The sequence below is a fragment of the Actinopolymorpha sp. B17G11 genome (assembly GCF_040196095.1).
Taxonomy (GTDB): Bacteria; Actinomycetota; Actinomycetes; order Propionibacteriales; family Actinopolymorphaceae; genus Thermasporomyces.
The window spans coordinates 203,146-215,921 of the sequence record NZ_JBEFTW010000004.1; the positions used below are offsets into that span (position 1 = coordinate 203,146).

Annotated in this window: 9 protein-coding genes; 2 read left to right on the top strand and 7 right to left on the bottom strand. The window is 69.5% G+C overall.

Annotated elements, in window-relative coordinates; genetic code table 11:
• Positions 1-159: 159 nt before the first annotated feature.
• Complete coding sequence (locus ABN028_RS06870; protein ID WP_349696009.1) at positions 160-1,578, bottom strand: MFS transporter; 1,419 nt, start codon at positions 1,576-1,578, stop codon at positions 160-162.
• 129 nt (positions 1,579-1,707) lie between these two features.
• Here ABN028_RS06870 and aceB point away from each other — a divergent pair, with 129 nt between their 5' ends.
• Positions 1,708-3,306 carry a malate synthase A gene (aceB, locus tag ABN028_RS06875; RefSeq protein ID WP_349329195.1) on the top strand — a complete coding sequence of 533 codons (1,599 nt, stop codon included), beginning with the start codon at positions 1,708-1,710 and terminating at the stop codon, positions 3,304-3,306.
• Between the two features lie 235 nt (positions 3,307-3,541).
• Here the strand turns inward: aceB and ABN028_RS06880 are convergent, their stop codons facing one another.
• The 4 genes from ABN028_RS06880 to ABN028_RS06895 form a co-directional block, all read right to left on the bottom strand.
• Positions 3,542-4,309 (bottom strand): SDR family NAD(P)-dependent oxidoreductase, encoded by a 768-nt coding sequence (locus ABN028_RS06880; protein ID WP_349696010.1) that lies wholly within the window; start codon positions 4,307-4,309, stop codon positions 3,542-3,544.
• Positions 4,310-4,356: 47 nt separating this feature from the next.
• Positions 4,357-5,460, bottom strand: a complete 1,104-nt coding sequence (locus ABN028_RS06885) for an enolase C-terminal domain-like protein (protein ID WP_349329197.1) — start codon at positions 5,458-5,460, stop codon at positions 4,357-4,359.
• 338 nt (positions 5,461-5,798) lie between these two features.
• A complete protein-coding gene (locus ABN028_RS06890; RefSeq protein WP_349696011.1) occupies positions 5,799-6,476 on the bottom strand; it encodes a DinB family protein in 678 nt (225 codons plus the stop codon).
• Between the two features lie 10 nt (positions 6,477-6,486).
• Complete coding sequence (locus ABN028_RS06895; RefSeq protein WP_349696012.1) at positions 6,487-9,216, bottom strand: hypothetical protein; 2,730 nt, start codon at positions 9,214-9,216, stop codon at positions 6,487-6,489.
• 133 nt (positions 9,217-9,349) lie between these two features.
• On the opposite strand from ABN028_RS06895, the gene ABN028_RS06900 reads away from it, so the two are divergent.
• Positions 9,350-9,835, top strand: coding sequence for an MSMEG_6728 family protein (locus tag ABN028_RS06900; protein WP_349329200.1), 486 nt, complete (start codon positions 9,350-9,352; stop codon positions 9,833-9,835).
• Positions 9,836-9,848: 13 nt separating this feature from the next.
• Here ABN028_RS06900 and ABN028_RS06905 read toward each other — a convergent pair whose 3' ends face one another.
• Positions 9,849-11,312, bottom strand: a complete 1,464-nt coding sequence (locus tag ABN028_RS06905; RefSeq protein WP_502877589.1) for an acyl-CoA carboxylase subunit beta — start codon at positions 11,310-11,312, stop codon at positions 9,849-9,851.
• 121 nt (positions 11,313-11,433) lie between these two features.
• Complete coding sequence (locus tag ABN028_RS06910; RefSeq protein ID WP_349329201.1) at positions 11,434-12,669, bottom strand: beta-ketoacyl-[acyl-carrier-protein] synthase family protein; 1,236 nt, start codon at positions 12,667-12,669, stop codon at positions 11,434-11,436.
• Positions 12,670-12,776: the final 107 nt, after the last annotated feature.

The following is a 12,776-nucleotide window of genomic DNA, read 5'->3' on the forward strand; positions in this document are numbered from 1 at the left end:
ACGCGGGCGGCAGGCTCGATGCCTGGTGACGCTCTTGGCCACCGCTGCGCGCCCCCACGTACTCCCGCCGCGCCTGGCACACATTCCGCCCGCTCATCCCGTGATCATGATGGTGATCATGAAAGAAACCTGGGTCCATACGCCGAGAAACTTTCATGATCATGGAACAGGGGCAGTCGGGGGAGGGGCTGGGGTGCTGGGGCGTGGGCGCAGGAGGAGGGCCAGGAGCACGAGCGCCACGGCGACACCGGTCATGATCCAACCGATCCGGTGCAGGCCCGCGCTGCTCAGATCGTGCTCGAAGACCACGCCGAGCACGCTGGTCGCCGAGATCGCTCCGAGGTAGCGGAACGTCTGGAACAACCCGCCGGACGAGCCCATCCGGTCCCCGGGACTCGCTTCGTACAACGCACTCTGCAGGCCGAGGTTGTTGAATCCGCCCGGGATACCGAAGAGCAGGGCGACGGCGACGAGGACCACGATGGGTGTCGCGTCCGACAGGACCTGGACGAGGACCGTCGCGAGCAGGAGGACCAGCGACCCGAAGACCAGCGTCGCCCTGGATCCCCGCTGGCGGACGAGCCGGGCCGCGACGGGCGTCATGAGAACACCCATCGCCGCGATCGGCAGCACCAGCAGGCCGACCGTGTCCGCCCCGAAGCCCCGGACGGACCCCAGCCACAGCGGCAGCCCGAAGAAGACGCAGTAGAACACCAGGTTGAACCCGCCCTGCTGGCCGAGTACGGCCGAGAGTCCGCGGTTGGCCACCAGGCCGCGTATGTCGAGGAACGGCGTCGCCGTCGAGCGCTCCCGGAGCACCAACAGGACCGCCAACCCGGCGACGACCACCGCGAGCCACCACAGTGCCCCGCCCTCGATCGAGAGGACGAAGACGAGCAGCCCGGTGAGTGTGCCACTGAACAGGAGGATGCCCGGCAAATCGACCGTGGCGAGGAGGGATGTGTCGCCCGCATGCCTGGTGGGGACCTGAGGGAGGACCCGGAGGGCGAGGACGATGCCGGCCAGCGTGAGGGGCACGTTGACGAGGAACACCGCCTCCCACCCGGCGAACGCCACCAGGAAGCCGCCGAGGACGGGACCGAGGGCGGCGCTGGTGGAGGCCGCGATGCTGAGGAAGGCGAGGGCGGCGGCCGGCGGCCGAGGCTCCGCGGTCGTCGAGTCAGGGTTTCCCATCGCCGCGGCGCGGATGAGGACGAGCGCCGCGGGGAAGGCGGTGGACGTACCGGCCGCGAGGAGGACGCGGACTCCGACCAGCCACCAGAAGCCGGGAGCGAAGGGAGCGAGTACGCAGGAGGCGCACACGAGCGTCAGCCCACCGACGAACAGCCGACGCGCCCCGAAGAGGTCGACGAACCGTCCCATCAGCGGTTGGCCCACCGCGGCGGCGAGGTAGAACCCGCTCACCAACCAGGTGGCGGTCGCCACGCCGACGTCGAACTCGTGCTGCAGGGGTACGAGCGCGACCGCGATCATGGAGGAGTTGAGGGGATTGAGCAGCGTTCCGAGGACGACGGTGGCGAGCAGCCGGGTCGGCACTCCCCATCGGTCCTCTGACACGCCCTCCATCCTCCTAGAGAGTCGCAGCGAACGGTCGGCGGACTGTCGACCGGAGCTGCCGCGTTTGTGGCCGATGTGCTAGACGTTGCCAATAGCCGGGAGAGTAGTCCGGAAAGAAAGGTGCAGATCGTGGCCGACATCACGGTGGCAGGCCCCCGTGTCGAACGAGGCGAGGAGATCCTCACCAGCGAGGCGCTCGCATTCCTACGCGACCTGCAGGAGCGGTTCGGCGCGCGGCGCGACGAACTGCTGGCCAGGCGACGAGAGCGGCGTGCGGAGGCGGCGCGGACCGGCCGGCTGGACTTCCTACCGGAGACCCGTGAGGTGAGAGACGATCCGTCCTGGCGCGTTGCACCGGCACCCGCTGACCTCCAGGACCGTCGCGTGGAGATCACCGGACCGACCGAACGCAAGATGACGATCAACGCCCTCAACTCCGGCGCCAACGTGTGGCTCGCCGACCTCGAGGACGCCAACACACCACACTGGGCCAACGTCGTCGGCGGTCAGGTCAACCTCCACGACGCGATCCGGCGGCAGATCACCTTCAGCTCGCCGGACGGCACGACCCGCACGCTGCGCGACGACGCGCCGCTCGCGACGATCGTCGTACGCCCCCGCGGGTGGCATCTCGACGAGCGGCACCTGCACGTCAACGGCACACCGCTCGTGGGTGCGCTCGTCGACTTCGGGCTGCACTTCCTCCACAACGCCCGGGAGCTGCTCGACCGTGGCAGCGGACCGTACTTCTACCTGCCGAAGATGGAGAGCCACCTCGAGGCCAGGCTCTGGAACGATGTCTTCACCTATGCCGAGGAGCGGCTCGGCATCCCGGCCGGCACGGTCCGGGCGACGGTGCTCATCGAGACGATTCCGGCGGCGTTCGAGATGGAGGAGATCCTCTACGAGCTGCGCGAGCACGCCTCGGGGCTGAACGCCGGCCGCTGGGACTACCTCTTCAGCATCATCAAGACCTTCCGTGACGTGGGCCCGTCGTTCGTCCTGCCCGACCGCAACGCCGTCACGATGACGGCACCGTGCATGCGCGCCTACACCGAGCTCCTGGTGGCGACCTGCCACCGGCGGGGGGCGTTCGCGATGGGCGGCATGGCGGCGTTCATCCCGAGCCGGCGCGATCCCGAGGTCAACGAGCAGGCCCTCACGAAGGTCCGCGCCGACAAGGAACGCGAAGCGAACGACGGCTTCGACGGTTCCTGGGTCGCTCACCCCGACCTCGTACCCATCTGCAAGGAGGTCTTCGACGCCAAGCTCGGCGACCGGCCCAACCAGCTCGACCGGCAGCGCGACGACGTGCACGTGATCGCCGAGGACGTGCTGGATGTGAAGTCGACCCCCGGGTCGGTCACCGAGGCCGGCCTGCGCAACAACATCGCGGTGGCGTTGCACTACCTGGCGGCCTGGCTCGGCGGCAACGGCGCGGTCGCCATCTTCAACCTGATGGAGGACGCCGCGACGGCCGAGATCTCGCGTTCGCAGATCTGGCAGTGGATCAACAACGCGGTGACACTCGACAGCGGCGAGGTCGTCACGGCCGAGTTGGTGCACCGGATCGAGGACGAGGAGCTGGCGCACATTCGTTCCACCGTGGGCGACGAGGCGTACGAGTACGGCCAGTACGACGAGGCGCGGGACCTGTTCGAGCGCGTGGCGCTGTCCTCGGACTATGTGGACTTCCTCACGATTCCGGCGTACGACCTGATCGACTGACGTGGCGGCTGGCGGGGGAATGACCACGCTGAGCGGGTGAGTCGCCTCGCCTGATGGGTGGGTGCCTCGCTTGGTGGCGACTCGACCCGCTCGGTGGCGGCTCGCCTCGCCTGGTGGGTTAGTAGCCATGCCAGCGAGGCCAGAGGAATCTCGACGGGTGTCGACGCCTTGCTGAGGTCCCACTTGCCTGCTCAGCGTGGTCATTGCCGCCTGGGGACAGTGGGGCGGGTCGCGGTCAGAAGAGCGTGAAGCCGCCGTCGATCACCATGACGGACCCGGTCATGAAGCTCGACGCGTCGCTTGCGAGGAAGACGACGGCAGGTCCGAGCTCGTCAGGCAGGCCGTAGCGTTTCATCGCGGCGGGTTCGACGCACCACTTGTGGTACTCCGGCTGGTCCACCGGTGACATCTCGGTGAGGAAGTAGCCGGGCGCGAGGGCGTTGACCCGGATGCCGTGTGGTGCCCACTCGGCGGCGAGCGCCTTGGTGAGCTGGTGGACCGCAGCCTTCGACGCGAGGTACGACGGCTGCCACCGCGGCTGGTTGACGATCATCGCCGACATCGAGCCGACGTTGACGATCGTGCCGGTGCCGCGCTCGACCATGTGCCGGGCGACGGCGCGACTGCAGTACCAGAGTCCGTCGACGTTGGTCGCGAAAACCTCGTGCCACGCGGCATCAGGTGTCTCCAGTGCGCGGCCGGGCGCGCTGATCCCGGCGTTGTTGACGAGGATGTCGAGCGGTCCGAGGTCGTTCGTGACGGTCGCTACCATCTGCTCGACCTGGGCGGTGTCGGTGATGTCGGCCTGGACGGCGATCGCGCGGATCCCCTTCCGAGCCAGGTCATCGGCCGCCTGGCGTGCGGCGTCGATGCCGCGGGCCGCGAGCGCGACGGCGGCACCGGCCTCGCCCAACGCCTGCGCCATCGCCCGACCGAGCCCGCGGCTGCCGCCGGTGACGAGAGCGACCTTTCCCGCGAGCGAGAACTTCTCCAGCACTGTCATGGCAGACAGTTCAGCACTGTCATGAGAGTTCTGTCACGGCCGTCCGGTCACGGCAGGCTGCCGGACACCGGTGGCACGGGTAGGCCGAAACCTGGAGCTTCGGACAGGTGGAGCATCCCGTCGACCAACCGGTAGCTGTCGGCGCGGACTCCTTTCGTCCGCCCTGGTACGCCCTCGACCGCGACGACGTTGCCGAGCCCGGCGGCGAGATGCGCGGCGTACAACGTCTTCAGCGGTCGGCCCCATGCGTGCGGTGATGCCTGCGCGCCGGCTGCCCGCAGGCGAGGCATCACCTGGCGCCAGGCGGTGAATCCGAACGTCACGACGTCCATGAGCAGAACGTCCAGCAGTCCGTCGGCCGCCAACTGGAGAAGGAAGGGGACGTCAGGATCGCGTTCCCCGTCGGCGACGAGCGGGCGTGACTCGAGTTGGTCGAGATAGCGGCGCAGCCGGCGCAGATAGGCGCGGGTCTCCCGGAACGGCTCCTCCACCCAGAACAGCCCGCAGTCGGCGACCGCATCGAGGTAGGCGAGAAACTCGCCGGTCGTGTAGCCGTCGTTGGCGTCGACGAGGATCCGCGCATCGGGGTGGGCCGCCCGGACCGCGCGGGTCACCTCGATGTCGCGGCGGATCCCTTCGCTGGCCGGCATCCAGCGGTGGCCGCGTCCGATCTTGAGCTTGAACGCCCGATAGCCGAGTCGCCGGTCGGACGCGCAGTTGGCGAGGACCTTGTCGATACCGCGGGCCGGGTTCTTGACGGTGAGGTCGTCGAGGTAGATCGCCCCGTCGTAACACGGAACGGCCGTCTGTCCCGCATCTCCGAGGAGACGAAACACCGGCTTGCCGAGGATCTGGCCGGCCAGGTCGTGGAGCGCGAAGTCCAACGGGAGGGCACGGGGATCGGTCACGCCGACGTCCGGGTCGAACAGGTCGACCACCCGGCGCCCGACCAGGTGGTCGGCGGGCCCGACCTCGCCGGCGGCGATGCCCCAACCGATGGCTCCGGCGTTCGTCTTGACGACGGCGACCTGGAAGGTTCCGCCGGCACCGTGGGATCCGAGTCGGGCGTTGCGTCCGATGGTCCTCGGATAGCGGTCACGGAGGTTTCCGGTGATGACCCGAGCAATGCGGTGACCCGCGAGCGCGGACATCAGTGCCGGTTGCAGACGTACGGCATCACGGTCGGGAGGTTCCGGCGCGCGCCGCCAACCGCGACATCGCGACGCCAGTGCAGTTGGGGACTTCGCCCGCGATGACGGTCTCCGCGCAGGATGGTTCTACGGTGACTGGTTCCCTGCCGGGGCCGATGTCTCGCCGTCACCGCGCACACCTCTTATCTGCCGATTCTCTGCCGAGAGTTCACCGGATGCCGTCGACCGGGAACTACACCCGTGTCGGCCGGAATGTTAATAGCGCACTAGGCCTGAAGTGTCCAGAAAGTCCCGGTTCACCCGGGCTCAAGTGGCCGCTGCCGGCCGCAACCAGTCCGCTACCGGCGGCGTAGGGACGTCGAGGGCGCCTTTGCCGCCCGCCGTGCCTGCGCACGCATCACGGCGAGTTCGCCGCGCTCGTGCCAGGCGAGGCGACGCAGGAGCTTGACCGAGGTCCACGTCGCGCCGTTCGTGGTGCGTACGAGGTCGGCGGGCATGGTCTCGACCGCCTTGCGTACGTGCGCTGCGGACAGTTCAAGCTCGGCGAGAAGGTCTCCGGCCGGTTCGCGGTAGCCGAGCCCGGTCATCGGCAGGTAGTAGCGACTCTCGGTGTCGACGATGTGCCAGGCGACCTGCCGGACAGTCCGCCAGGAGGCGTACGAGGGAAGTGCCCGGTGCGGGTCGTCCCAGTCGAGCACCGCGTCCGGGCAGGCACGCACGAGCGCCATCACGTCCCGGCGACTGTCGGCGAGGACCGCCAGGGTGGCGCGCCGTTCCGCGTCCGTCGCCGGCCGATGGTCCCGATGGAACGCCCGTTCGTCACCCCGGACGCGTTCGGCGACCACCAGGTCGGCATCCTTGCCGAGCTGAGAGTTCAGGTCGCCGAGCGCCTTCGCCTCATCCGGACCCTGGCCACACCGGCCCCACACGTCGACCTCGAAGCTCCAGGCGGCCGACCCGTGGTCGAACGCCATGGCGACATCGTTCTCCACATACACCTGGACCCGCGTGCGCATGCGTCCAGGTCTACCTCGTCACGCGCACCTCGTGGGCGGTGGTGTCGGGCAGGTCGATCGTGGCATTGGCATTGCCAGCGGCCAGGTCGACCGGCACCGGCTCACCGTCCACGGTCACTCGCGGGTCCTCACCGAAGCCCGACACCGTGAACGTGGCCGAACCTGCCGCGTAGCCTCGGACCGACAGGTCCAGCGTGCGACCGGGGGAGTACGCCGTCACGTCGATGTCCACGTCACTGTGCGGCGCGACCGCCACGGGGAACGGTGTCAACTCTCCCTTGCCACCGCCCCTCACCTGGTAGAGCACGGGGAAGCGGAGCGAGTCGGCCTTGATCGCGAGCCGGTAGGCCTCGACGTACCGGTTCTTCGCCAGCGCCACCCTGGCGGCGGCGAGCAGCACCTTCGCCTGGGTGTCGCCGGGACCGAGGTCGTCCCCTACATTGTCGATGGTGTCGGCGGCGTCGCGACGCCACTGGATCACCAGGCTGCGGTCGCGTTCGGCCGTCATGTCGAGTCCGACGCGAAGCGCGAGCTCCCCGCCCGTCGTTCCGAACGCGTACGCCGGAGCCGATCCGCCACCGACCTGCTCGACCGTCACCGTGTACGCCCGTCCCTTGTCCAGCGACACCACGGGGACGTCGAAGGAGGTCCAGCCACTCGCCGGGATCTCCGCGCCCGACAGGTGCCGCATCGTCACCACCCGGCCGGTGTCGTCGGTGACCGTGAGCCGTAGCGGGGTTGGGGATCCGGTGCGTTCGGTCCGGACGTCCACCTTGCTCATCAGTCGCAGGTCTCCGGCCGTGAACGTCGTCGACACCGACCGGCGTCCGGTCAGCTCGCCGTCGGGTGGGGCATCGCGGACCACGTCCCACGGATGCAGGTCGTCGACGAACGGGTTCACCCAGGTCGCGACCGCGTCCGGCGAGTCGGCTCCCTGCCAGTTGTAGATGGACGTGTAGCGCGATCCGTTGACGTAGGTCTGCCGAAGCAGCATCGTCTTGTCGGGTGCGTAGCCGGAGACGGAGTTCTCGAGGTTCGGGTTGGCGATCCGGCCGAACTCCCGGCTCTTCTGCAGGTGCCAGAAGCCCCCCTTGGTGTAGTCGTCGAGCTCGATGTACTCCGAGCCGGGCCTTGCCCGATGGACGATGCCCTGCGCGATGCTGGGGTGTACGTCGTCCCAGTACGGCTCCTGCATGCGGGAGTACACCTCGGCGTGCACGTTGTGCCGGAGCCCGTCGGTCGGGAAGACAGCGCCGTCGGCGCCGGCGTCGATCCGTTGCCGCGGAAGGCCCGCGTAGAAGACGTCGGCGAACAGCTGCTGTGGGTAGGACTGGTTCCTGAAGAGCCAGCGCTTCTCCGCCTCCGACAGCCCGTCGGCCGGATCCAGCACGACCCCTTCCGCCTTGGCCGCCGCGACCGTGCTCGGGTTGTAGTCGGCATACAGGTCTCGCCGTTCGACGCCCCCGTTGTAGTCCGTGTACGCCTGGTCGGCCACACCCTTGCCGCCCCGCTTCGACCAGTACGTGCTCTCCATCGTCGTCGAGAAGTCCAGCACCCGATCCGCCTCGCCGCTGCGCTGCAGATCCCAGACCAGTGGTCGGATGACGTCGAGCGACTCGTCCGCCTTCTTCTCCAGGTAGGCGTTCAGGTCGGGGTTCCGCCACGTGAGCCACGGCGTGCTGCCCCAGATGTTGGGTACCGAGAGCCCGTAGCGTGGTTCGTACGCCTCACCGAGCAGGTCGTCGAGGCGCTGGTCGCGGAACACGTCCTTGTCGGGCCCGGTCTGGTCCTGCGGGCTCCACAACACCTGGTGGTACTCGAGGTCGCCGAACGTCCCGCCCTTGCCGTCGGGCACTCCACCGGGTGTGCCCTCCCAGTCGCTCGTGGACTCGATGCCGAAGGGCAGGCCGTACTCGCGGGAGAGCCGCAGCCACAGCTGGTAGTTGGCGCTCATCTGCGCGGCGCTGCGTACCGGGAAGTAGTCGAGGACCGCCATGCCGCGACCCACCTCGGGACTCTCGTGGATGGCGGACCTCACGTAGTCGAGCCGGCTGCGGAAGTACGCCTCGCCGCGGTGGTCCTGGCCCAGCACGAACACCATCCGGTCGGGCACCCGCATGTCCTGGGCGTTGACCATGCCCGGCAGGTCGGCGTACGCCCAGATCTCCCCGACGTACGCCGGCTCGGAGCTGCTCCCTTCGACAGTGACGACGACCTCACCGTCGCCGATGACGGCCGGGTCGGCGGAGTCGAGGAAGAACGAGGAGTACGGACCGCCTCCGGGATCACTGGTCGCGGGATCCCTGACGTAGAAGAGGGTTCCGTCGAGGAGCACCCGGAAGCCGAACGTCTCACCCCACGCGTCGTTCGGCCGGATCTCCCTGAACTGCAGGGTCAGCGGTTGCGTGCGGTCCACGTCGAGCCGCACGCTGAAGCGCCCACCATCGCGGACCGACCGGGCGGAGTACGCCTCGGTGAGCTGGCCGGCCTCGACCTCGCCGCGTGCGGACTTGGCAGGGCCGCTCGTGGAGAGGCGATGCGCCCTCTCGCTGACGGCGTCGCCGAGCCGAACCATGTCGGTGACGCCCACGGCCGCCGAGCCCGCAGTGCGCGCGGCGCTCGCTGGCGGGTCGGCGGCGACTGCTGCCGGCGTCCCACCGGTGGCGATGGCTGCGCAGCAGAGACCGAGAGCGAGGGCCGGGCCGAGCAGCCGGCGAGCACGCAGGGCGCGGGTTGGCATGCTTGCATACCTCCATGGCAGGAAGGACGCGGTGCCGGAATAGTCGACGCCCGGCAGGGCGCGGTCAACGCGCATGGCGCTGTCCGGACGCCTGCCGACCGCCACCGGTCACGACCCGACCTACGCTGAAGGGATGCAGACGTTTCTGCCGTACGACGACTTCGCGGCCAGCGCCCGGGTCCTCGACCGGCGCCGGCTGGGCAAGCAGCGAGTCGAGGCCCTGCAGGTGCTCCGCGGACTGACGAGAGCCGGCTACGGATGGCGCCACCACCCGGTCGTACGCATGTGGACCGGCTACGAGGAAGCGCTGGTGCGGTACGGCCTGGAGGTCTGCCGGGTGTGGGCGGAAGCTGGCCGAGGCGACACCTGCGCTGCCAGCCTACGGACCGAGTACCTCAGCCGCACCGGCCGCGACGTCGTACGTGTCCAGGAGGAGTTGGCGCGGGCGAACGAGCTGCCGCCCTGGCTCGGCGACCAGGCGTTCCACCACAGTCACCAGTCGGCGCTGGTTCGCAAGGACCCCGCCTACTACGGCGCACAGTTCCCCGACGTTCCCGACGACCTGCCCTACGTGTGGCCGGCGTCAGACCGCGGGACAGCGCAACGACGCGGTGCGTGACGCGGGTCAGTCCTCACAGCGGGATGTTGCCGTGCCGGCCCCTGGTCGCCTCCGCCTCGGCCAGCGCTGACGCCAGCCGGGTCCGGGTCTGTTTCGGGGAGACCACCTCGTCGATGACACCGAGCGAGACGGCCTTGTCGAGCCCGCCGACGAGCTTCTCGTGCTCGACCGCCAGCTCGGCCTCGACCTGCGGCCGGATCTCCGGCTCGACCTCGGCCAGCTTGCGCCTGTGCAGGATGCGGATCGCCGCGATCGAGCCCATCACCGCGATCTCCGCGGTCGGCCAGGCGAACGTCCTGGTCGCGCCGAGCGCCCGGGAGTTCATCGCGATGTACGCACCGCCGTAGGCCTTGCGCGTCACGAGCGTGACCCGTGGCACCACCGTCTCGGCGAACGCGTGCAGCAGCTTCGCCCCGCGCCGCACGACACCATCCCACTCCTGCCCCACGCCAGGGAGGTAGCCGGGCACGTCGACGACGACGATCAGGGGAACGCCGAACGCGTCACACATCCGGACGAACCTCGCAGCCTTCTCCGCCGAGGTGGAGTCGAGGCAGCCGCCCAGCCGGAGCGGGTTGTTGGCGATCACCCCGACGGTACGCCCACCGAAGCGGCCCAGGGTCGTCACGATGTTGGGCGCCCAGCGGGGATGGAGCTCGACGCCAGTGCCCTCGTCGAGTACGGCGTCGAGCAGCGGGTGGACGTCGTACGCCCGGCGGGCGGACTCCGGTAGCAGGTCGGACAGGTCGGTGTCGTCCACCGCCGAGATGTCGACCTCGCCCTGCGTGCCGAAGAGATCGGCCAGCCGGCGTCCCTCCTCGAGCGCTGCCTGTTCGGTCTCGGTGACGATGTGGACGACGCCGGAGCGGCGACCGTGCGGCTCCGGACCGCCGAGCCGCAACATGTCGACGTCCTCACCTGTGACCGAACGCACGACGTCGGGGCCCGTGACGAAGATGCGGCCCTCCGGACCGAGGATGACCACGTCCGTGAGTGCCGGACCGTACGCGGCCCCACCAGCCGCCGGCCCCAGCACCACAGAGATCTGGGGGATCTTGCCGGACGCGCGGGTCATCGCGTGGAAGATGCGGCCGACCGCGTGCAGCGACAGCACTCCCTCGGCGAGCCGCGCACCGCCGTTGTGCCACAGACCGATGACGGGTACGCCGTCGGCGAGGGCGCGATCATAGGCGGTGACCACGACCTCGCACCCTTCGTGGCCCATCGCCCCGCCCTGGATGGTGGGATCGGAGCAGAAGGCCACGACCGGTCGACCGTTCACGCGGCCGGTGACCGCGAGCATGCCGCTGGCGTCCTCGGGTGTGAGGAACTCGATGCTCTCCGGGTCGAGCAGGGCGGCGAGCCGGTTGCGCGGGTAGCGCGGGTCCTGCTCGCGTGGCGGCCTGGCCGGCTTGGCAGCGGAGCCGCCTGCCGCGGGATTGGCAGCGGTGCCGGCCTGGTTCTCGGTGACGGTCACGTTCCTTTCACTCCGGTCGCTAGGTCGAGGGTCTCGCCGGGTGGTCGACCCGCGCTGTCGCGCTCCGACCACTGTCTCACCCAGCGCCGGTCAGCGACACTCAGCGTCGACCGGAGTCTCCTCAGGGCGTACGGAACGCGATGACGAGGTTGTGACCACCGAACCCGAACGAGTTGTTGATCGCGGTGAGGGGGCCGTCCGGCAGCTTGCGCGGTTCGGTCGCGACGTCCAGGGCCACCTCGTCGTCGAGGTCGTCGAGGTTGGCCGTCGGCGGGACGACGCGGTGGTGGAGGGCGAGGACGGTCGCGATCGACTCGGCCACGCCCGCTGCGCCCAGCAGGTGCCCCAGCGACCCCTTCGGTGCCGTGACCAGGACGCCGTCGGCCGCCTTGCCCAGGACGGTACGGATACCGACCGCCTCGGCGATGTCGCCGGCCGGCGTCGAGGTCGCGTGCGCGTTGATGTGGCTGAGCTCTGCCGGTTGGATGCCGGCGTCGGCCAGCGCCTCACGCATCGCTGCGGCGTTGCCCTTGCCCTCGGGGTCGGGTTGGACGATGTGGTGACTGTCAGCAGACGCACCCGAACCCGCGACCTCGGCATAGATCCGGGCGCCACGCCGCAGGGCGTGCTCTTCGGACTCGAGCACCATGGCGGCGCCGCCCTCACCGAGGACGAAGCCGTCACGCGCCTTGTCGAACGGCCGGGACGCCCGCTCCGGCTCGTCATTGCGGCGGGAGAGCGCCATCATCGCGCCGAACGCCGCCACCGGCAGCCGGTGGATGGCCGCCTCGGCGCCCCCCACCATCGCGACGTCGGCCTTGCCCGAACGGATGATCTCGAGCCCGTGCCGGATCGCCTCGTTGCCCGACGCACAGGCCGCGACCGGCGTCTGGACCGCCGCGCGAGCGCCGATGTCGAGGCCCACCCAGGCAGCGCCACCGTTCGGCATGATCATCGGGATCGTGTATGGCGACACGTGCCGGGGGCCCTTGGCCTGCAGGACGTCGTAGATGTCGAGCATGCTGATGAGACCGCCGATGCCCGACGCGACCGAGACCGCGATGCGCTCACCCGGAACGTCGGCACCGTCCAGTCCCGCGTCCTTCCACGCCTCACGAGAGGCGACGAGCGCGAACTGTTCGTACCTGTCGAGCTTGCGCGCCTCCACCCGCGGGATGACCTCGGTGGGGTCGACCGCGGCGGGAGCGGCGACTCGGGCGGGCAGGTCGGCGAAACGCTCGTCGGTGAGGGTTCTCGCCCTGGAACGCCCTGCCAGCAGGCCCTCCCAGGTCGAGGCGACATCGCCGCCGAGCGGGGTCGTGGCACCTAGTCCTGTGATGACAACCTTGGTGCTCATCGGGATCTCCCCATTTCTTCGTACTGCAGAAACATCTGTGCTTTTCCCATCGCGTGGTGCGGACGCGGCCAGCGGGTGGGATGTTCCGGGTCATCACCCACCCGCCC

Excerpts from the sequence above, each read along its gene's own strand:
- ABN028_RS06880 (WP_349696010.1), bottom strand. The coding sequence starts at position 4,309 with ATGACAGTGCTGGAGAAGTTCTCGCTCGCGGGAAAGGTCGCTCTCGTC.
- ABN028_RS06885 (WP_349329197.1), bottom strand. The coding sequence starts at position 5,460 with ATGTCCGCGCTCGCGGGTCACCGCATTGCTCGGGTCATCACCGGAAAC.
- ABN028_RS06890 (WP_349696011.1), bottom strand. The coding sequence starts at position 6,476 with ATGCGCACGCGGGTCCAGGTGTATGTGGAGAACGATGTCGCCATGGCG.
- ABN028_RS06895 (WP_349696012.1), bottom strand. The coding sequence starts at position 9,216 with ATGCCAACCCGCGCCCTGCGTGCTCGCCGGCTGCTCGGCCCGGCCCTC.
- ABN028_RS06900 (WP_349329200.1), top strand. The coding sequence starts at position 9,350 with ATGCAGACGTTTCTGCCGTACGACGACTTCGCGGCCAGCGCCCGGGTC.
- ABN028_RS06910 (WP_349329201.1), bottom strand. The coding sequence starts at position 12,669 with ATGAGCACCAAGGTTGTCATCACAGGACTAGGTGCCACGACCCCGCTC.